Annotated in this window: 19 protein-coding genes; 4 read left to right on the top strand and 15 right to left on the bottom strand. The window is 67.8% G+C overall.

The genetic code is table 11. The features are described from left to right. Nucleotides 1-165: 165 nt before the first annotated feature. From ACGFSA_RS15590 to ACGFSA_RS15580, 3 genes are all read right to left on the bottom strand, one after another. Nucleotides 166-489, bottom strand: a complete 324-nt coding sequence (locus ACGFSA_RS15590) for an STAS domain-containing protein (protein ID WP_266981423.1) — start codon at nucleotides 487-489, stop codon at nucleotides 166-168. Between the two features lie 242 nt (nucleotides 490-731). Continuing rightward, nucleotides 732-1,580 carry a 3-hydroxyacyl-CoA dehydrogenase family protein gene (locus ACGFSA_RS15585; protein WP_393304390.1) on the bottom strand — a complete coding sequence of 283 codons (849 nt, stop codon included), beginning with the start codon at nucleotides 1,578-1,580 and terminating at the stop codon, nucleotides 732-734. 173 nt (nucleotides 1,581-1,753) lie between these two features. Next, entirely contained in the window at nucleotides 1,754-2,395 is a 642-nt protein-coding gene (locus ACGFSA_RS15580; RefSeq protein WP_393304388.1) for a TetR/AcrR family transcriptional regulator, read from the bottom strand. A gap of 271 nt (nucleotides 2,396-2,666) precedes the next feature. On the opposite strand from ACGFSA_RS15580, the gene ACGFSA_RS15575 reads away from it, so the two are divergent. Further along, nucleotides 2,667-3,239, top strand: a complete 573-nt coding sequence (locus tag ACGFSA_RS15575) for a cob(I)yrinic acid a,c-diamide adenosyltransferase (protein ID WP_393304386.1) — start codon at nucleotides 2,667-2,669, stop codon at nucleotides 3,237-3,239. Nucleotides 3,240-3,300: 61 nt separating this feature from the next. Here the strand turns inward: ACGFSA_RS15575 and ACGFSA_RS15570 are convergent, their stop codons facing one another. Next, complete coding sequence (locus tag ACGFSA_RS15570; protein ID WP_366689520.1) at nucleotides 3,301-3,843, bottom strand: hypothetical protein; 543 nt, start codon at nucleotides 3,841-3,843, stop codon at nucleotides 3,301-3,303. Nucleotides 3,844-3,994: 151 nt separating this feature from the next. Between ACGFSA_RS15570 and ACGFSA_RS15565 the strand changes: the two genes are divergently transcribed. From ACGFSA_RS15565 to ACGFSA_RS15555, 3 genes are all read left to right on the top strand, one after another. Then, nucleotides 3,995-5,191 (top strand): sensor histidine kinase, encoded by a 1,197-nt coding sequence (locus tag ACGFSA_RS15565; RefSeq protein WP_393304383.1) that lies wholly within the window; start codon nucleotides 3,995-3,997, stop codon nucleotides 5,189-5,191. Next, entirely contained in the window at nucleotides 5,188-5,838 is a 651-nt protein-coding gene (locus tag ACGFSA_RS15560; RefSeq protein ID WP_393304381.1) for a response regulator, read from the top strand. The genes ACGFSA_RS15565 and ACGFSA_RS15560 overlap by 4 nt, the downstream gene beginning before the upstream one ends. A 169-nt stretch (nucleotides 5,839-6,007) precedes the next feature. Further along, nucleotides 6,008-7,885, top strand: a complete 1,878-nt coding sequence (locus ACGFSA_RS15555) for a glycosyl hydrolase family 18 protein (RefSeq protein ID WP_393304379.1) — start codon at nucleotides 6,008-6,010, stop codon at nucleotides 7,883-7,885. Nucleotides 7,886-8,085: 200 nt separating this feature from the next. Here ACGFSA_RS15555 and ACGFSA_RS15550 read toward each other — a convergent pair whose 3' ends face one another. From ACGFSA_RS15550 to ACGFSA_RS15500, 11 genes are all read right to left on the bottom strand, one after another. After that, on the bottom strand, nucleotides 8,086-8,532 hold the full coding sequence (locus ACGFSA_RS15550; RefSeq protein WP_266981437.1) for a DUF2550 domain-containing protein: 447 nt from the start codon (nucleotides 8,530-8,532) through the stop codon (nucleotides 8,086-8,088). A gap of 137 nt (nucleotides 8,533-8,669) precedes the next feature. Beyond that, the gene (locus ACGFSA_RS15545) at nucleotides 8,670-9,044 is read right to left on the bottom strand and encodes a F0F1 ATP synthase subunit epsilon (protein WP_393304376.1); all 375 of its coding nucleotides are present in this window, start codon (nucleotides 9,042-9,044) and stop codon (nucleotides 8,670-8,672) included. 110 nt (nucleotides 9,045-9,154) lie between these two features. Next, nucleotides 9,155-10,597 (bottom strand): F0F1 ATP synthase subunit beta, encoded by a 1,443-nt coding sequence (atpD, locus tag ACGFSA_RS15540; protein ID WP_393304373.1) that lies wholly within the window; start codon nucleotides 10,595-10,597, stop codon nucleotides 9,155-9,157. Beyond that, the gene (locus tag ACGFSA_RS15535) at nucleotides 10,597-11,511 is read right to left on the bottom strand and encodes a F0F1 ATP synthase subunit gamma (protein WP_393304370.1); all 915 of its coding nucleotides are present in this window, start codon (nucleotides 11,509-11,511) and stop codon (nucleotides 10,597-10,599) included. Before ACGFSA_RS15535 ends, atpD begins: the two co-directional genes overlap by 1 nt. Before the next feature lie 3 nt (nucleotides 11,512-11,514). Continuing rightward, nucleotides 11,515-13,086 (bottom strand): F0F1 ATP synthase subunit alpha, encoded by a 1,572-nt coding sequence (atpA, locus tag ACGFSA_RS15530; RefSeq protein ID WP_393304368.1) that lies wholly within the window; start codon nucleotides 13,084-13,086, stop codon nucleotides 11,515-11,517. A 132-nt stretch (nucleotides 13,087-13,218) separates the two neighbouring features. Next, on the bottom strand, nucleotides 13,219-14,034 hold the full coding sequence (locus ACGFSA_RS15525; RefSeq protein WP_393304366.1) for a F0F1 ATP synthase subunit delta: 816 nt from the start codon (nucleotides 14,032-14,034) through the stop codon (nucleotides 13,219-13,221). Then, nucleotides 14,031-14,576 carry a F0F1 ATP synthase subunit B gene (locus ACGFSA_RS15520; protein WP_124716364.1) on the bottom strand — a complete coding sequence of 182 codons (546 nt, stop codon included), beginning with the start codon at nucleotides 14,574-14,576 and terminating at the stop codon, nucleotides 14,031-14,033. The genes ACGFSA_RS15525 and ACGFSA_RS15520 overlap by 4 nt, the downstream gene beginning before the upstream one ends. Before the next feature lie 37 nt (nucleotides 14,577-14,613). Continuing rightward, nucleotides 14,614-14,865, bottom strand: a complete 252-nt coding sequence (locus tag ACGFSA_RS15515; RefSeq protein WP_037689279.1) for an ATP synthase subunit C — start codon at nucleotides 14,863-14,865, stop codon at nucleotides 14,614-14,616. 68 nt (nucleotides 14,866-14,933) lie between these two features. Next, nucleotides 14,934-15,761, bottom strand: a complete 828-nt coding sequence (atpB, locus tag ACGFSA_RS15510; protein WP_393304363.1) for a F0F1 ATP synthase subunit A — start codon at nucleotides 15,759-15,761, stop codon at nucleotides 14,934-14,936. Nucleotides 15,762-15,986: 225 nt separating this feature from the next. Further along, nucleotides 15,987-16,424, bottom strand: coding sequence for a hypothetical protein (locus tag ACGFSA_RS15505; RefSeq protein WP_393304361.1), 438 nt, complete (start codon nucleotides 16,422-16,424; stop codon nucleotides 15,987-15,989). 262 nt (nucleotides 16,425-16,686) lie between these two features. After that, entirely contained in the window at nucleotides 16,687-18,072 is a 1,386-nt protein-coding gene (locus ACGFSA_RS15500; RefSeq protein ID WP_393304359.1) for an MraY family glycosyltransferase, read from the bottom strand. Nucleotides 18,073-18,162 lie beyond the last annotated feature (90 nt).

The following is an 18,162-nucleotide window of genomic DNA, read 5'->3' as shown; positions in this document are numbered from 1 at the left end:
CACGCACCGCTGTCGCTTCTGGTCCGGTGTCCGCCCCATGGGTTCCGTCATTCGGGGGACGGCCGAACCCTAGACCGTCGCACCGTATCTACAAACCATCGGGGTGCCACGCCGCCCAGGACGTCACGGTCTCGTGAGGATTGTGCGTGTTCGGATGGACGCCCTCTACACCCGTGGCAGGGAGTCTGCGGCGATTCCACCCTCGATGGCCAGAATGCGGTGCAGTCGGGTCGCCACCAGCAGGCGCTGCATCTGCGGCGGCACCCCGCGGAGCACCAGCCGCCGTCCGGCCCGCCCGGCCCTCCGGTGTGCGCCCATGATGACGCCCAGTCCGGTGGCGTCCCAGGAGTCCAGCTCGGTCAGGTCGAGCACCAGGTCGCCGACTCCGTCGTCGAGGGCGGAGTGCAGGACCGTACGGGCGTCCGCCGCGCTCCGGACGTCGAGGCGGCCCCCGACGACCAGCTCGGTGTGGTCGCCCCTGATGTGCATATGCGCTCCCCGGGAATACTCCATGGACGGTCCGTCTGCCTGTTCCTGCCCCTGCCCCTGCTCCGTCTCTGCCACAACTGACTGCGCCGGCCACAGGGAAGTTGCCGTCTGTAAGCGAACCGATACCGAATTCACTCCGTGGAGTGACATCGGCCCGCTGAAGGTCCACCGCAGCCGGGAGTCTCCCCCGGCTCCCCCGGGCCTGATCGACGGCGGATCAGGCAGCCGGGGGCCGAATGCGATCAGTAGGTATAGAAGCCCTGCCCGCTCTTGCGGCCGATGTCACCTGCATCGACCATCCGGCGCATCAGCTCCGGTGCCGCGAACTTCTCGTCCTGCGACTCGGTGTAGATGTTGGATGTGGCGTGCAGCAGGATGTCGACGCCGGTCAGGTCCGCCGTCGCGAGGGGGCCCATGGCGTGGCCGAAGCCCAGCTTGCAGGCGGTGTCGATGTCCTCGGCCGAGGCAACGCCCGACTCGTACAGCTTGGCGGCCTCGACGACGAGCGCCGAGATCAGCCGGGTGGTGACGAAGCCGGCGACGTCACGGTTGACCACGATGCAGGTCTTGCCGACGGACTCGGCGAACTCACGCGCGGTGGCGAGGGCTTCGTCGCTGGTCTTGTAGCCGCGTACGAGCTCGCAGAGCTGCATCATCGGAACCGGTGAGAAGAAGTGCACACCGACGACGCGCTCCGGGCGCTCCGTGACAGCCGCGATCTTGGTGATCGGGATGGCGGAGGTGTTGGAGGCGAGGACGGCGTCGTCCCGCACGATCTTGTCGAGGGCCCGGAAGATCTCGTGCTTGACCTCGAGCTTCTCGAAGACGGCCTCGACGACGACGTCCGCGTCGGCGACGGCGTCGAGATCGGTGGTCATGGTGATGCGGGCCAGCGCGGCGTCGGCGTCGGCCGCCTCCAGCTTCCCCTTGGAGACGAACTTGTCGTACGAGGCCTTGATGCCGTCGCGACCACGGGTCAGGGCCGCGTCGGTGACATCGCGCAGCACGACGTCCCAGCCCGCCTGGGCGGAGACCTGCGCGATACCGGACCCCATGAGTCCGGCCCCGATGACGGCGAGCTTCCTGGCCACGTTCGCACCCCTTTGTGTTCGGCCCCGACGGCCGTCGTCCGCGACGACGGTCCGGACGGATTCTTAACGGTTGTTCACATGCTCTCCGGCGGAGATTAGTACCCGTGAGGCGCGCTGGGGCGGCGAAGAGATGCGCGTCACGTCTCACATGACGGACATCACACCGGGACGCGTCATTCGGCAGCGCGTCGCGCGTAGTTGAGCACCTTGTCCCCCAGCACGTCCTCCATCTCGTTGAGGAGGACGAGGGCTTCGCGGGACACCTCGGCGGGCTTGCGGCCGGCGACCATCTCGCGGCCGATGTGGCCGAGCAGGGTGGAGTGGACCCAGGAGAGCTGACCGGCCACCAGCAGGGGCAGCGGGTCGCCGGAGCCGGCGCCTGTCTCCTCGCGCAGGGTCGCCTCCAGGTGGACGAGCGCGTCCTGCTGGACGTACCAGAGGCGTGCCTTGAGGCTGTCGGCCTCGTGGACGACCCGCATGAAGCGCTCGTACCCCTCGATCAGCCCGACCGTCGGTGAGACACCTTCGACCCGGATGCGCAGTTCACGCAGGACGGCGTCGGCGGCGGACTCGCCCCGGTCGCGGCCGCGCACGTACCGCGAGAGACGGCCGATGTCATCGCTGCTGCGGTCGAGGAACAGGTCCTCCTTGGTGGGGAAGTAGTTGTAGACCGTGTTCACTGAGACGTCGGCGGCCTGCGCGATCTCGGCGATGGTGACCGTGTCGAAGCCGCGCTCCAGGAAGAGGGCGGTGGCCACGTCCGAGAGGTGCTGTCTGGTCTGCCGCTTCTTCCGCTCCCTGAGTCCCTCTGCCATGGCACCATCCTAGTTTCGCTGACGTCACTTAAATTTTGGGGCCACAGCAAACTTTCATGGACTCTGTTTTCTGGTGCCATGCCAGTCATCACCGCCATCGGGCTCGCCCGGACCTTCGCGACCGGACGCGTCCCCGTCGAAGCGGTCCGCTCCATCGACCTCCGCATCGAGGGCGGCGAGATCCGCGGCTTCCGGCCCCCTTGCGATCGCACGCCCCGGACGACGCTCCCCATGGGGAAAACATGCCGGTCACGGCACTAGGCTCGGCCGCATGGTCAATCTGACGCGTATCTACACCCGTACCGGCGACCAGGGCACGACCGCCCTCGGCGACATGAGCCGCACCGCCAAGACCGATCTGCGGATCTCGGCGTACGCCGACACCAATGAGGCCAATGCCGTCATCGGTACGGCGATCGCGCTCGGGCAGCTGCCGGAGGAGGTCGTGAAGGTCCTCGTCCGGGTGCAGAACGACCTGTTCGACGTGGGTGCGGATCTGTCGACGCCGGTCGTCGAGGAACCGAAGTACCCCCCGCTGCGGGTCGAGCAGCACTACGTCGACCGGCTGGAGGCGGACTGCGACCACTTCCTGGAGCAGCTGGAGAAGCTGCGGTCCTTCATCCTGCCGGGCGGTACGCCGGGGGCGGCGCTGCTGCACCAGGCGTGCACGGTGGTCCGGCGGGCCGAGCGGTCCACCTGGGCGGCGCTGGAGGTGCACGGCGAGGTGATGAACACGCTGACCGCGACGTACCTCAACCGCCTCTCCGACCTCCTGTTCATCCTCGCGAGGACGGCGAACAAGGAAGTCGGCGACGTGCTGTGGGTACCGGGCGGGGAGCGGTAGGACGGGGTCCCTTCGTCCCGTCCGACCTTCGAGGACAACGTCGGCCGGACGGGACGGGCCCCTACCGCTCCGCCTTCGCCCGCTTCGGGAACACCGTGTAGCTCACGGCGATGATCAGGTTGATCCCGATCACGAAGAGCATCGTCTGCTGCCAGGACCGCAGCGACGCCACGTCCCCGTCCCCGCCCACGTACCAGATCGCCCCTTGCAGCAGCGCCAGCGCGGTCACCGCCGCGAGCACCCACCGCCCCGCGACCCGCCACTCGTGGACCGCCCTCGGCATCCCGTACTTCGGCGGTTTCACCGGCGGCGGGCCGCCTGCGAACCGGTGGGCGACGCGGGCGTCGACCCACATGATGGTCGAGTGGCCGAGTCCGACGGTGAAGCCGATGTACACCGCGGCCAGTCCGTGCTTCCAGTCCGGCTGGGCGCCGTTCTTCAGGTCGATGGCCGTCACCACCAGCAGCGCGAGCTCCAGCAGCGGCTCGCACAGCAGCAGTGCGGCCCCGAGCCTCGGCTTCTTCGCCAGGTACCGCATCGCGAGTCCCGCGGCCAGCAGCACCCAGAAAGCGATCTCGCAGAACACGATCAGCGTGACGATCACGGCACTTCTCCTCCCGGTCCCCTTCATCCTGCTGGCTCCACCTGCGCGCTTCGTCGTCGCCAGTGACGAGCCGCGACTGCATCCTTCGATGTAGTGGCGTATCGCCCCGGGTAGGGAGGACCGCCGCGCGACGGCCGTGTTGGATGGGGACGTGCTCCTTCCTGCCCGCCCGCACCGCCACGACGTACTCATCGCGGTCATCGGGCTGTTCAGCGGCCTGTCCCTGACGGCCGTCGGTCTGGCCATGCAGACCGGCCGGCTCCTCGACTCCCTGTGGGCCACCCTGGCGCCGCTCGCGATGATGTCGTCGCTGGAGCTGCTGCGCAGATCGGCGCCCCAGACGGCGCTGGCCATCGGCACGCTCACGCTGATGGCCGATCAGTTCACGCCGGGGAACCTGGCAACCGTGCTGATGTTCACGGACCTTGTGTACGCGGCGGTGGTGTACGGGTCCCCGGCCGCCGCCCGCCGTATCCCGGTGACCACGTTCCTCATCACGGTCGCGGTCACGATCGGGTTCCTGGCCAGGTTCCGCAGCCCCGAGGCGCTGCTCATCGGCATCGCTTCCGGCCTGGTCTCGTTCGGGCCCGCGATCACCGGGGTCAGCGTACGGAACCACCGGGACGCCGCGGAGACCGCCCGGCTGCGCGCCGAACAGACGGCGCTGCTGGCCGAGATGGACCGGGCGCAGGCGGTGACCGCCGAACGCGCCCGGATGGCCCGTGAACTGCACGACATGGTCGCCAACCATCTCTCCGCGATCGCCATCCACTCCACCGCTGCGCTCTCCATCGACGAGGCCTCGACCACCCGGGACGCGCTCGGCGTCATCCGGCAGAACAGCGTCGAAGGGCTGGCCGAGATGCGACGGCTGATCGGGCTGCTCCGCACCGGGAGCAAGGGGGCGGAACCGAGCATCGCGCCGACCCTCGCCGCCCTGGACGCACTGATCGAGCAGACCCGTACGGTCGCCGCGTCGAGTGGGCTGACCTGCACCCTCGAGGACACCCGCAGCGAGCAGGAGGCGCTGCCGACCCCGGTCGAGCTGGCCGCGTACCGGATCGTCCAGGAGTCGCTGACGAACGCGCTCAAGCATGCCGCGCCGGGCCCGGTGGGGGTGCGGCTCGGGCGGGCCGGACAGCTGCTGACGGTGGAGGTCACGAGCGTGCTCGGGGACCGCCCGGGGCCACGCGCACCGGGGTCGGGGGCAGGCCTCGTCGGGATGCAGGAGCGGGTCGCGCTGCTGGGCGGCGAGATCGCGGCGGGACCCGTCACCACCGGGGACGGGCCGAGGATATGGCGGGTGCGGGCCGAACTGCCCGTCAAAGAAAGGACGGTGAGGGGATGACGATCCGGGTACTGGTTGCGGAGGACCAGTCGGCCGTGCGGGCGGGGCTGGTACTGATTCTGCGCAGCGCGCCCGATGTCGAGGTGGTCGGGGAGGCACCGGACGGCGAGGCAGCGGTGCGGCTGGCCCGTGAACTGCGCCCGGATCTGGTGCTGATGGACGTCTCGATGCCCCGGCTGGACGGGGTGTCGGCGACGCGACAGGTGGTGGCGGAGGGGCTGGCCGATGTGCTGGTGCTGACGACGTTCGACCTGGACGAGTACGTCTTCGGGGCCCTGCGCGCGGGCGCTGCGGGTTTTCTGCTGAAGAACACCGAAGCGTGTGAACTGCTCGAAGCGGTACGTACGGTGGCGCGCGGCGAGGGCATGATCGCCCCGGCCGTGACGCGCAGACTGATCGCGGAGTTCGCCGGGACCGCCCCGGCGCGAGCGGCCGGCGCACCCGATCCCGCGGTCCTCGACGCACTGACGCGACGCGAGCGCGAGGTACTGGGATGCCTGGGCAAGGGGCTGTCGAACGCCGAGATCGCGGTGCGGCTCTCGATGGCGGAGGCGACGGTGAAGACGCACGTCAGCCGATTGCTGGGGAAGCTGGATCTGCGCAGCCGGGTCCAGGCAGCGGTGCTGGCACAGGAGTTGGGCATCTGAGGTCGAGAACCGATCTATGGTCCAGACCTCTTGACGATTGGTCCAGACCTTCCTAATCTCACCAGCACACTGCGGTGAGCACGCCATGACAAGGCGGGCTCAGGGCGGCGCAGGGTTTGCAGTCCACGGACCACCCCCCGTTTGTCCGGACCTCACCCGAGGAGCACCGTTGAGCACCGAAACCCCCCTACGCCGAACCGGATTCGGATTCGGCCCGGCCACCACCACCCGTACGAGAGCGATGGCAGGCCTCATCGCGCTGCTGCTCCCCCTCGCCGCGATGGTCGGACTGGCCGCCCCGGCCCAGGCCGCCACCTCCGCGACTGCCACGTACCTCAAGAAGACCGACTGGGGCACCGGCTTCGAGGGCCAGTGGACGGTGAAGAACACCGGAACCACCGCGCTCAGTTCCTGGACCATCGAGTGGGACTTCCCCTCCGGCACGTCGGTCACGTCCGCCTGGGACGCCACCGTCACCAACTCCGGAACCCACTGGACCGCCAAGAACGCCGGCTGGAACGGTTCGGTCGCCCCCGGCGCCAGCGTCAGCTTCGGCTTCAACGGCGCCGGTCCCGGCGCGCCCACCGGCTGCAAGCTGAACGGTGCCTCCTGTGACGGCGGCAGCGTCCCCGGCGACAACGCACCCTCCGCTCCCGGCACCCCCACGGCGAGCTCCATCACCGACACCTCGGCGAAGCTGAGCTGGGCCGCGGCCACCGACGACAACGGCATCAAGAACTACGACGTGCTGCGCGACGGCGCCGTGGTCGCCACGGTCACCGGTACGACGTACACCGACACCGGTCTCACCGCAGGTACCGACTACTCGTACACCGTCCGGGCCCGCGACACGGCCGGCCAGACCGGTCCGGTCAGCGGCGCGGTCAAGGTCCGCACCACCGGTGGCGGCGGCAACCCCGACCCGGGCACCGGCAGCAAGGTCAACCTCGGTTACTTCACCGACTGGGGTGTCTACGGCCGGAACTACCACGTCAAGAACCTGGACACCTCCGGTTCCGCCGCGAAGATCACGCACATCAACTACGCCTTCGGCAACGTGACCGGCGGCAAGTGCGCGATCGGTGACGCCTACGCCGACTACGACATGGCGTACACCGCCGACAAGTCCGTCGACGGCGTCGCCGACACCTGGGACCAGCCGCTGCGCGGCAGCTTCAACCAGCTGCGCAAGCTCAAGGCGAAGTACCCGAACATCAAGGTCCTGTGGTCCTTCGGCGGCTGGACCTGGTCAGGCGGCTTCGGCGAGGCGGCGAAGAACCCGGCCGCGTTCGCCCAGTCCTGCTACGACCTGGTGGAGGACCCCCGTTGGGCCGATGTCTTCGACGGCATCGACATCGACTGGGAGTACCCCAACGCCTGCGGTCTGACCTGTGACACCAGCGGCCCGGCCGCACTGAAGAACATCACCACCGCACTGCGCTCGAAGTTCGGCAGCAACAACCTGGTGACGGCCGCCATCACCGCCGACGGTTCGGACGGCGGCAAGATCGACGCAGCCGACTACGCCGGCGCCGCCCAGTCCCTGAACTGGTACAACGTGATGACGTACGACTTCTTCGGCGCGTGGGCGGACAAGGGCCCGACGGCCCCGCACTCCCCGCTCACCTCGTACAGCGGCATCCCGCAGGCCGGCTTCAACGCGTCCGACGCGCTCGCCAAGCTGAAGGCCAAAGGCGTCCCCGCCTCGAAGCTGCTGCTGGGCATAGGCTTCTACGGCCGCGGCTGGACCGGCGTCACCCAGGACGCACCCGGCGGCACCGCCACCGGTGCGGCCCCCGGTACGTATGAGGCGGGCATCGAGGACTACAAGGTCCTCAAGACCAGCTGCCCGGCCACCGGCACGATCGCCGGCACGGCGTACGCGCACTGCGGCACCAACTGGTGGAGCTACGACACCCCGGCCACCATCGCGTCCAAGATGACCTGGGCGAAGGGCCAGGGCCTGGGAGGCGCGTTCTTCTGGGAGTTCAGCGGCGACACCAGCAACGGTGAGCTCGTGAGCGCGATCAACAGCGGCCTGAAGTAACCCCCACGATCCCCTTCGGGATCAGCGCACGACCCCGGAAAGCAGCCGGGGAGACAGGTCCGCCCCCTGTCTCCCCGGTCTTTCGCTGTGCTGCTGTCCGTGTGGTGCGTGGTGTCCGTGCAGCGCCTGCCGTTACGGGCCTCAGGCGACGTTCACCCCGCCCCGGACATGGCCCGGGACCCCTTCGGGCGAGGCCCGTCTCAAGCAACATTGACTCGCTGGCCGGGCGGAGCCGCCTCCAGCCAGGCGAGGAAACCGGTCAGGGCGTCCTCGCTCATCGCCAGTTCCAGGCGCGTCTCCCGGTGGAGACAGCCGAGCACGACGGCGTCGGAGAGCAGCGCGAGCTCCTCCTCGCCCTCGGGCAGCCGTCGGTCGATCACCTCGATCGCGGAACGCTCAAGGACCCGGCGGGGCCGGGGAGCGTACGAGAAGACACGGAACCAGTCGATACGGTCACCGCTGTAGCGCGCAACGCCGTACACCCAGCCCTTGCCCGAGAGATCGGGCTCGGCCGACACGTTCCACCGCACGCTGCAGTCGAAGGTGCCACCGGAGCGCTGGATCAGCCGCCGGCGCAGACCGAAGACGAAGAGACCCACCGCAACCAGTACGACGACCAGGCCGCACACCCACAAAGCGAGGACCATCTCCACCGACCTCCTCGCATCGTCGAGTAACGGATACCACCCGGACTGCACCTGCACCTGCATCGCCTCAGCCGCGGCACGGTCTGGAGAGTTCCAGCTCGGGCCGCGGCTGAGGATAAAGACATTCGGCGGGGTGCCTAACGCACCGCCACCGCGCGGATTCGCACATCGGCGCGACGCTCGGCGGCGTCGTCCGCGTCCGACTTCGCACGCTCCAGCGCACGCTCGGCGCGCTCGACATCGATCTCGTCCGCCAGCTCGGCGATCTCCGCCAGCAGCGAAAGCTTGTCGTCCGCGAACGAGATGAAACCGCCGTGCACAGCGACGACCACGGTCCCGCCGTCGCTCGTACGGATCGTCACCGGGCCCGATTCCAGCACACCGAGAAGCGGCTGGTGACCGGGCATGACGCCGATGTCGCCGGACGTGGTACGCGCGACGACCAGGGTGGCCTCGCCGGACCAGACACTGCGGTCCGCGGCGACCAGCTCGACGTGCAGCTCAGCAGCCAAGAGTGGCTCCTCGGGTCACCACCCGGCCGTTGGAGCCGGGTGTTGGGTCAATTCTACGGGGCGTGGTGAGGGGGACGGGACGCACCCGCCCCCCTCGGTGAGCCACAGGCTCAGGAGACGCCGAGCTCCTTGGCGTTGGCCTTGAGGTCCTCGATGCCACCGCACATGAAGAACGCCTGCTCCGGGAAGTGGTCGTACTCACCGTCGCAGATCGCGTTGAACGCGGCGATCGACTCCTCGAGCGGAACGTCCGAACCGTCCACGCCGGTGAACTGCTTGGCGACGTGGGTGTTCTGCGACAGGAAGCGCTCGACACGACGGGCACGGTGGACAACGAGCTTGTCCTCCTCGCCCAGCTCGTCGATACCGAGGATCGCGATGATGTCCTGGAGGTCCTTGTACTTCTGGAGGATCCCCTTGACACGCATGGCGGCCGCGTAGTGGTCCTGCGCGATGTAGCGCGGGTCCAGGATCCGGGACGTGGAGTCCAGCGGGTCCACGGCCGGGTAGATGCCCTTCTCGGAGATCGGACGGGAGAGAACCGTCGTCGCGTCGAGGTGGGCGAAGGTGGTGGCCGGGGCCGGGTCGGTCAGGTCGTCCGCGGGGACGTAGATCGCCTGCATCGAGGTGATCGAGTGACCACGGGTCGACGTGATGCGCTCCTGCAGCAGACCCATCTCGTCGGCCAGGTTCGGCTGGTAACCCACTGCGGACGGCATACGGCCGAGCAGCGTGGAGACCTCGGAGCCGGCCTGGGTGTACCGGAAGATGTTGTCGATGAAGAAGAGCACGTCCTGCTTCTGCACATCGCGGAAGTACTCCGCCATGGTCAGACCGGCCAGCGCGACACGCAGACGGGTGCCCGGGGGCTCGTCCATCTGACCGAAGACAAGCGCCGTCTTGTCGATGACGCCCGAGTCGGCCATTTCCTCGATGAGGTCGTTGCCCTCACGGGTGCGCTCGCCGACGCCCGCGAACACCGACACACCGTCGTGGTTGTTGGCCACGCGGTAGATCATTTCCTGGATCAGAACGGTCTTGCCGACACCGGCACCACCGAACAGACCGATCTTTCCACCCTTGACGTACGGGGTGAGAAGGTCGATGACCTTGACGCCGGTCTCGAACATCTCGGTCTTCGACTCGAGCTGGTCGAAGTTGGGCGCCTTGCGGTGGATCGGCCAGCGCTCGGTGACCTCGGCCTCGGCCTCGGGCTTGTTCAGGATCTCACCGAGGGTGTTGAACACCTTGCCCTTGGTGATCTCGCCGACCGGCACCGTGATGCCGGTACCCGTGTCGGTCACCGGGGCCTGGCGGACCAGACCGTCGGTGGGCTGCATCGAGATCGCACGGATCACGCCGTCGCCGAGGTGCTGGGCGACCTCGAGCGTCAGCTTCTTGAGCTTGCCGTTCTCGGCCGGGTCGGCCACCTGGACGGTCAGCGCGTTGTAGATCTCCGGCATCGCGTCGACGGGGAACTCCACGTCGACGACCGGGCCGATGACCCGGGCGACGCGGCCCGTGGCAACGGCCGTCTCAACTGTGGTCGTCATTACTTGTCACTCCCCGCGGTCGCGTCGGCCAGCGCACTGGCACCACCGACGATCTCGCTGATTTCCTGGGTGATTTCGGCCTGTCGGGCCGCGTTGGCAAGCCGGGAGAGGCTCTTGATGAGCTCACCGGCGTTGTCGGTGGCCGACTTCATCGCGCGACGGCGGGCAGCGTGCTCGGAAGCAGCGGCCTGCAGCAGCGCGTTGTAGATCCGGCTCTCGACGTACCGCGGAAGCAGGGCGTCGAGGACGTCCTCCGCCGACGGCTCGAAGTCGAAGAGCGGCAGGAGCTCGCCCTTGCTGTCCTCATCCTTCGTGGTGTCGAGGCTGAGCGGCAGCATCCGGCTCTCCACCGGATTCTGCGTCATCATCGAGACGAACTCGGTGAAGACGATGTGCAGCTCGTCCACGCCGCCCTCGGCGGTCGCCTGGGTGACCGCTTCGATCAGCGGGGCCGCAGCCCGCTTCGCATCCGCGTACGTCGGGCTGTCGGTGAAGCCGGTCCACGAGTCCGCGATCTTGCGCTCACGGAAGCCGTAGTAGGCGACACCCTTGCGGCCGATCACATACGTGACGACCTCCTTGCCCTCACCGCGCAGGCGCTCGGTCAGTCGCTCCGCCGCCTTGATGGCGTTGGAGGAGTAACCGCCGGCCAGACCGCGGTCGCTCGTGATGAGCAGGATCGCGGCCCGTGCCGGAGCGTCGGCCTCGGTGGTCAGCGGGTGCTTGGTGGTGGAGCCGGTCGCCACCGCGGTCACCGCACGGGTGAGCTCGGTCGCGTACGGCGTCGACGCCGCCACCTGACGCTGCGCCTTGACGATGCGCGAAGCGGCGATCATCTCCATCGCCTTGGTGATCTTCTTCGTGGCGGTGACGGAGCGAATGCGGCGCTTGTAAACGCGAAGCTGAGCGCCCATCGATCAGCCCTCGCCCAGAAGCTTGCCGTCCGAGGTCTCGAACTGCTGCTTGAAGGCGGCCACCGCGTCGGCGACCGACTGCAGCGTGTCGTCGGACATCTTGGCGCCCTCGGCGATGCTGGTCAGGAGGTCCTTGCGCTCGCGGCGCAGGTACTCCAGCAGCTCGCTCTCGAAGCGACGGATGTCCTCGACCGGGACGTCGTCCATCTTGCCGGTGGTGCCGGCCCAGATGGAGACGACCTGCTCCTCGACCGGGTACGGGTTGTACTGCGGCTGCTTCAGCAGCTCGACCATGCGCTTGCCGCGCTCCAGCGACGCCTTCGAGGCCGCGTCCAGGTCGGAACCGAAGGCGGCGAACGCCTCCAGCTCGCGGTACTGGGCGAGGTCGACACGGAGACGGCCGGAGACCTGGCGCATCGCCTTGTGCTGGGCGGAGCCACCGACACGGGAGACCGAGATACCGACGTTCAGGGCCGGACGCTGACCGGCGTTGAACAGATCGGACTCCAGGAAGCACTGGCCGTCGGTGATGGAGATGACGTTGGTCGGGATGAACGCCGACACGTCGTTCGCCTTGGTCTCGACGATCGGGAGGCCCGTCATCGAACCGGCGCCCATCTCGTCGGAGAGCTTCGCGCAGCGCTCCAGCAGACGCGAGTGGAGGTAGAAGACGTCGCCCGGGTAGGCCTCACGGCCCGGCGGACGGCGCAGCAGCAGCGACACGGCGCGGTAGGCGTCGGCCTGCTTCGAGAGGTCGTCGAAGATGATCAGGACGTGCTTGCCCTGGTACATCCAGTGCTGGCCGATGGCCGAACCGGTGTACGGCGCAAGGTACTTGAAGCCGGCCGGGTCGGACGCCGGGGCGGCGACGATGGTCGTGTACTCGAGCGCGCCGGCCTCTTCCAGGGCACCCCGCACGGAGGCGATGGTGGAGCCCTTCTGACCGATGGCGACGTAGATGCAGCGCACCTGCTTGTTCACGTCGCCCGAGCGCCAGTTGTCGCGCTGGTTGATGATCGTGTCGACGGCCAGAGCGGTCTTACCGGTCTGACGGTCACCAATGATCAGCTGACGCTGGCCGCGGCCGATCGGCACCATGGCGTCGACGGCCTTGTAGCCGGTCTGCATCGGCTCGTGCACCGACTTACGGACCATGACGCCAGGGGCCTGCAGCTCGAGGGCGCGGCGGCTGTCGGTCGCGATCTCGCCGAGACCGTCGATCGGGTTGCCGAGCGGGTCGACGACGCGACCGAGGTAACCCTCGCCGACGCCGACGGAGAGCACCTCACCGGTGCGCTGCACCGGCTGGCCCTCCTCGATTCCGCTGAACTCGCCGAGAACGATCGCACCGATCTCGCGCTCCTCGAGGTTGAGGGCGAGACCGAGGGTTCCGTCCTCGAACTTCAGCAGCTCGTTCGCCATGGCCGAGGGAAGACCCTCGACCTTCGCGATGCCGTCGCCGGCAACGCTGACCGTACCGACCTCCTCGCGCGAGGCCGCGTCCGGCTTGTACGACTGGACAAAGTTCTCCAGCGCGTCCCGGATCTCCTCCGGCCGGATCGTGAGCTCCGCCATCTGGGTTCCCTGCTCTCCTTGTTGGGCCCGAAGTTTCTTAAGGGGGTCTGGGGGCCGACCCCCAGGAATCTTCTGCAATTTCTGCACGGCCCAACCGGGCCGCTGGTCTTGCTTGTTCTGTTGCTGCGCTTGTCAGCCGGCCATGCGACGGGTCGCCTCGTCGAGGCGCTCCGCGATGGTGCCGTTGATGACCTCGTCACCGACCCGTACCGCGATCCCGCCGAGGACCGTCGGGTCCACGTCGAGATTCAGGTGCATCGGCCGGCCGTAGATCTTCGTCAGTGCGGCGCCGAGGCGTTGCTTCTGCTGATCGCTCAAGGGCGCTGCCGACGTGACCACGGCGACCAGGCGGTCCCGGCGCTCCGCGGCAAGCTTGGAGAGGGAGTCGAGTCCCGCTTCCAGGCTACGTCCCCGGGGCTGGGTCACAAGCCGCACGACGAGGCGCTCGGTGGTGGGCCGCGCCTTGCCGCCGAGCAGGCTGCGCAGCAGCTCGCCCTTGGCGGCGGTGGACGCGGACCGGTTGGTGAGCGCGGCGCGCAGCTCCTTGTCGGAAGCCACGATCCGGCCGAACCGGAAGAGCTCGTCCTCGACGTCGTCGAGATCCCCGCTGCGCTGGGCGGCGGTGAGATCTGCGGTGTTCGCCAGTTCCTCGACCGAGTCAACCAGGTCACGCGACTGCGACCAGCGCGAGCGGACCATGCCGGAGATCAGGTCGACGGTCTCGCCGCCCACCTGACCGCGCAGCAGTCGTCCGGCCAGCTCGGCCTTGGCCTCGCCGGCCTGCGACGGGTCGGTCAGGACCCGTCGCAGCGAGACCTCGCGCTGGAGCAGCGCCGTTACGGCGGCCAGCTCCTCGGCGAGCTTCGCCGCGTCGACCGACGTGTGGTCGGTCAGCGCGTCGAGACGCTCACGTGCGGCAGCCAGTGCCTCGCGGCTCGCGCCGTTCATCGGACAGCCTCGGCCTTCGCCTCGAGCTCGTCGAGGAAACGGTCGACGGTGCCGCTCTGCCGGGCGTGGTCCTCGAGGGACTCGCCGACGAGCTTGCCGGCCAGGTCGGTGGCGAGCTTGCCCACGTCCTGGCGCAGCGCGGAAGCCGCGGCCTTGCGGTCGGCCTCGATCTGGGCGTGGCCGGCAGCGATGATCTCCTCGCGCTGCCGCTGGCCTTCCGCCCGCATCTCCTGCAGGATCACGGCGCCCTGCTCCTGTGCCTCCTGGCGCAGGCGCGCGGCTTCGTGGCGGGCCTCGGCGAGCTGAGCCTTGTACTGCTCAAGCACGCTCTGGGCCTCGGTCTGGGCCGCATCGGCCTTCTCGATACCGCCTTCGATGGCCTCGCGACGCTCTTCCAGAACCTTGTTGATGTTCGGGAGGAGCTTCTTGGCGAGGAAGCCGAAGACGATGACAAAGGCGATGAAGCCAATGACGAGCTCAGGGATCGGCGGGATGAGCGGGTTTTCCGGCTTCTCCGCCGCGAGCTGAACCAGAGGGTTCACGTCAGTGCCTTCCGTCGAATGGTCTGTTCGCGACCAGTCAGGAGGTCGGGTAGACGAACGGCATGACCAGACCGATCAGGGCGAGCGCCTCACAGAAGGCGAAGCCGAGGATCTGGTTGGCGCGGATCAGGCCGGCAGCCTCGGGCTGACGGGCGAGCGCCTGGGTGCCGTTACCGAAGATGATGCCGACGCCGACGCCGGGGCCGATCGCGGCGAGGCCGTAACCGATGGAGCCGAGGTTGCCCTTGATTTCGACGCTGGTGGCGGCGAGGGTCTGGAGAGCAGACATGCCGGTTCTTCCTTCTCTTTCTTGGTCCGGTGGGGGTTGGCCACCGGGTGCTTCAGGAGGTGGGGTGCTCAGTGGCCCTTGGCGAGAGCGCCCTGGATGTAGCTGCAGGTCAGCAGGACGAACACATAGGCCTGGACAGCCTGGATGAAGAGCTCGAAGGCGGTCATCACGATGACCATCACGAACGAGACACCCGAGTAGGCGATGCCGATGCCGTTGAGCATGTACCAGCTGGCGATCGTGAAGAGCAGCAGCAGGGTGTGGCCCGCGAACATGTTGGCAAAGAGCCGGACGGCGTGCGTGAACGGCCTGACGAGCAGGTTCGAGAAGAGCTCGATGGTCATCGAGAGCGGCAGAACCGCGCCGAGGGACTTGTCGTAGCCGGTGAAGTTCTTGAAGGCTCCGACGAAACCGTGCTTCTTGAAGGTCAGGCTGACCCACAGGACGTACACGATCGCGGCGAGCGCGGCCGGGTACGCGATGATCGCCGTCACGGGGAACTGGGCGACCGGGATGATGGACCAGAGGTTCATCATCCAGACGAAGAAGAACAGGGAGACCACAAGCGGGACGTACTTCTCGCCCTCGCGCTTGCCGATCGTCTCGTAGACGACACCTCGGCGTACGAAGTCGTAGCCGGCCTCGGCCACCATCTGCAGCTTGCCCGGAACGATCTTCGGCTTGGCGAAAGCCGCCCAGAAGAAGCCGACGATGATGATCGAGCCGAGCAGCGCCAGCAGCATCGTCTTGTTGAAGTACAAGTTGCTGTCCCCGTTGCCCCACAGGGGCTCGAACAGGAACGAGTGCAAGCCGGGTGCCGGGAAACCACAACCGTTGTCGGCGAAGATGTGGCAATCGGTCTCGAAGGCGAGCACCTGTGTCGGGTCAGCACTCACCGCGGGCTCCTTCAGCGTGGCGCATAGGTACGGCAACCTCGTTGTGTCGGCGCGGCGCGCAGCCGCGGTTCGGCACTGGACTGGTGTATCGGATGTGTGGGCGGCAGTCAGGCATTGAGCCTCGCGATCGAGCAGGCGTCAGCTCACATGCCCGCGCCCGCAGTGCCGCAGTTGGAACCGGACGATAGCAGGGTTGTGAACCCGCGCTTATCCCGCCCCTACCCTTCACGACTTGGACCCCGTGTTCTTGGGCTTTTCACCCTTGTCGGACTCGGGTTCGACGTAAAGGATCTTGGCCTTCATGTGCGCGCGCGCCTGTGCGGCGATCCACACGAGCGTGGTCGCGACCAACGTGATCGCAAAGGCCTTCGGGTTGAACATCGTGGTGTTCTTGAAGGCCGCGACGAAGATGAACAGCAGCAGGAGCTGTGCCGTGTAGAGCATCAGCCCCATCGCCTGGAACAGCTGAGGGAAGGACTTGGCGGTCCGCTGCAGGACAGCGAGCCCGATCCCCATGAAGAGAATCACCACGATCGTCGCGACGACCGCGCCCAGGGCTCCCTTGCCGCCGGCCACGCCACCACTGATCGCGGCGGCAACAGCACCGGCGACAGCGGTGGGGACGGCGGTCTGGAGGAGAGTCCGGACGTCGTTGGACGGCATGGCGGCAGCTCCGCTTGCAGGGGGTGGGCAGTGTGTCGTCATGGACGAGCGTAGGCCCGGTCCGAGTCGATACCTCGGGCCAGTGGACCGCCTCACTGGGGTCCGTCGGCTGCGTCACCGGGCCTAGTGAACGGTATCACAAACTATTTGATGAGGTCTTTACTAAGAAAGTGTGCTTGCCGTCACACATGAGAGTTACTCCGCGCGTGTGAGCAAGGCAACTCGACACCCTGTCTGGTATTGCCCCCTGATACCCGAATTGTCAGCGGGCGGAATCAGCCTTACGACTTTCCGAAGAACGCGAACGGGGTCCGATCGCGGTCGCTCCGTTGACGCCGGAGACACCGATGACGACGCGTACCGGCTCCTGCGGCTCGTGCCCCTCCTGCCCCATCTGCGGTTCCCGGGGCTCTTGTTGCGCCTCGTGCGCGACTGAGGGCGCGGCTCCGGAGCTCTTGCCCCGCTGGTCCCAGCGGCGGTAGCGGGGCGGCACGAAGCGCTCCGCCCAGCGCGGGGCGCGCGGCGTGAAGCGGGGCATCAGCAGCAGGACCAGACCCACCGCGCTCAGCCCCATGACCACCAGCACGATCCACAGCGACGCCGAGTGCACGGAGTAGCCGACCGCACCGAAGGCGATCAGGGCCGACCAGAAGTACATGATCAGCACGGCCCTGCTGTGCGAATGACCGATCTCCAGCAGCCGGTGGTGCAGATGGCCGCGGTCCGCGGCGAACGGCGACTGGCCCTTCCAGGTGCGCCGGACGATCGCCAGCACCAGGTCCGCGGCCGGGATCGCGATGATCGTCAGCGGCAGCAGCAGCGGAATGAAGACCGGCAGCATCGCGTGCGTGGCCTCCCGCTCGCTGCCCGCGAAGAGCTTCATCGCGTCCGGGTCGACCTGCCCCGTGACAGAAATCGCGCCGGCGGCCAGCACGAGACCGATCAGCATCGAGCCTGAGTCACCCATGAAGATCCGGGCGGGATGCATGTTGTGCGGCAGGAAGCCGAGGCACATGCCCATCAGGATCGCTGTGAAGAGCGTCGCGGGGGCGGCCGCCTCGATCATGTGCCCGTACCAGAGCCGGTACGTGTAGAGGAAGAACGCGGCCGAGGCGATGCACACCATGCCGGCCGCCAGACCGTCCAGGCCGTCGACGAAGTTGACCGCGTTGATCGTGATGACCACCAGCGCGACGGTGAGCAGCGTGCCCTGCCACTGAGTGAGCGCGACCGTGCCGATGCCGGGGATCGGCAGCCACAGGATCGTCAGCCCCTGGATGACCATGACCGCGGCGGCGATCATCTGCCCGCCGAGCTTGATCAGCGCATCGATCTCGAACTTGTCGTCGAGGACGCCGATCAGCCAGATCAGCGCGGCGCCGGAGAGCAGCGCCCGCGGTTCGCTGGACTGCTGGAACACAGCGTCGAGGTTGTACAGATGGGCCGCGACGATCAGTCCGGCGCACAGCCCGCCGAACATGGCGATGCCACCGAGCCTCGGTGTCGGTTCTCGGTGCACGTCACGCGCACGGATCGCGGGCATCGCCCCGACCGCGATGGCGAACTTCCGCACCGGGCCGGTGAGCAGATAGGTCACCGCGGCCGTGACACAGAGTGTCAGCAGGTAATCACGCACGGGCTGCCCCACAGATATCGCCGGCTATCTCAGCCCACACCTTAACTACGTCGGCCTCATGGTTGAGGACACGGAGGTACGGGTGATGGTTGCATGCACCAC

The sequence above is a fragment of the Streptomyces sp. NPDC048496 genome (genome assembly GCF_043200055.1).
Taxonomy (GTDB): domain Bacteria; phylum Actinomycetota; class Actinomycetes; order Streptomycetales; family Streptomycetaceae; genus Streptomyces.
The sequence above is the reverse complement of the archived record's forward strand: the minus strand, read 5'-3'. Positions and strand labels throughout refer to the sequence as shown.

Coding starts and splice junctions, on each gene's coding strand:
- ACGFSA_RS15590 (WP_266981423.1), bottom strand. CDS start 489: ATGCACATCAGGGGCGACCACACCGAGCTGGTCGTCGGGGGCCGCCTC.
- ACGFSA_RS15580 (WP_393304388.1), bottom strand. CDS start 2,395: ATGGCAGAGGGACTCAGGGAGCGGAAGAAGCGGCAGACCAGACAGCAC.
- ACGFSA_RS15575 (WP_393304386.1), top strand. CDS start 2,667: ATGGTCAATCTGACGCGTATCTACACCCGTACCGGCGACCAGGGCACG.
- ACGFSA_RS15560 (WP_393304381.1), top strand. CDS start 5,188: ATGACGATCCGGGTACTGGTTGCGGAGGACCAGTCGGCCGTGCGGGCG.
- ACGFSA_RS15550 (WP_266981437.1), bottom strand. CDS start 8,532: ATGGTCCTCGCTTTGTGGGTGTGCGGCCTGGTCGTCGTACTGGTTGCG.
- atpD (WP_393304373.1), bottom strand. CDS start 10,597: ATGACGACCACAGTTGAGACGGCCGTTGCCACGGGCCGCGTCGCCCGG.
- ACGFSA_RS15535 (WP_393304370.1), bottom strand. CDS start 11,511: ATGGGCGCTCAGCTTCGCGTTTACAAGCGCCGCATTCGCTCCGTCACC.
- atpA (WP_393304368.1), bottom strand. CDS start 13,086: ATGGCGGAGCTCACGATCCGGCCGGAGGAGATCCGGGACGCGCTGGAG.
- ACGFSA_RS15525 (WP_393304366.1), bottom strand. CDS start 14,034: ATGAACGGCGCGAGCCGCGAGGCACTGGCTGCCGCACGTGAGCGTCTC.
- ACGFSA_RS15515 (WP_037689279.1), bottom strand. CDS start 14,865: ATGTCTGCTCTCCAGACCCTCGCCGCCACCAGCGTCGAAATCAAGGGC.
- ACGFSA_RS15505 (WP_393304361.1), bottom strand. CDS start 16,424: ATGCCGTCCAACGACGTCCGGACTCTCCTCCAGACCGCCGTCCCCACC.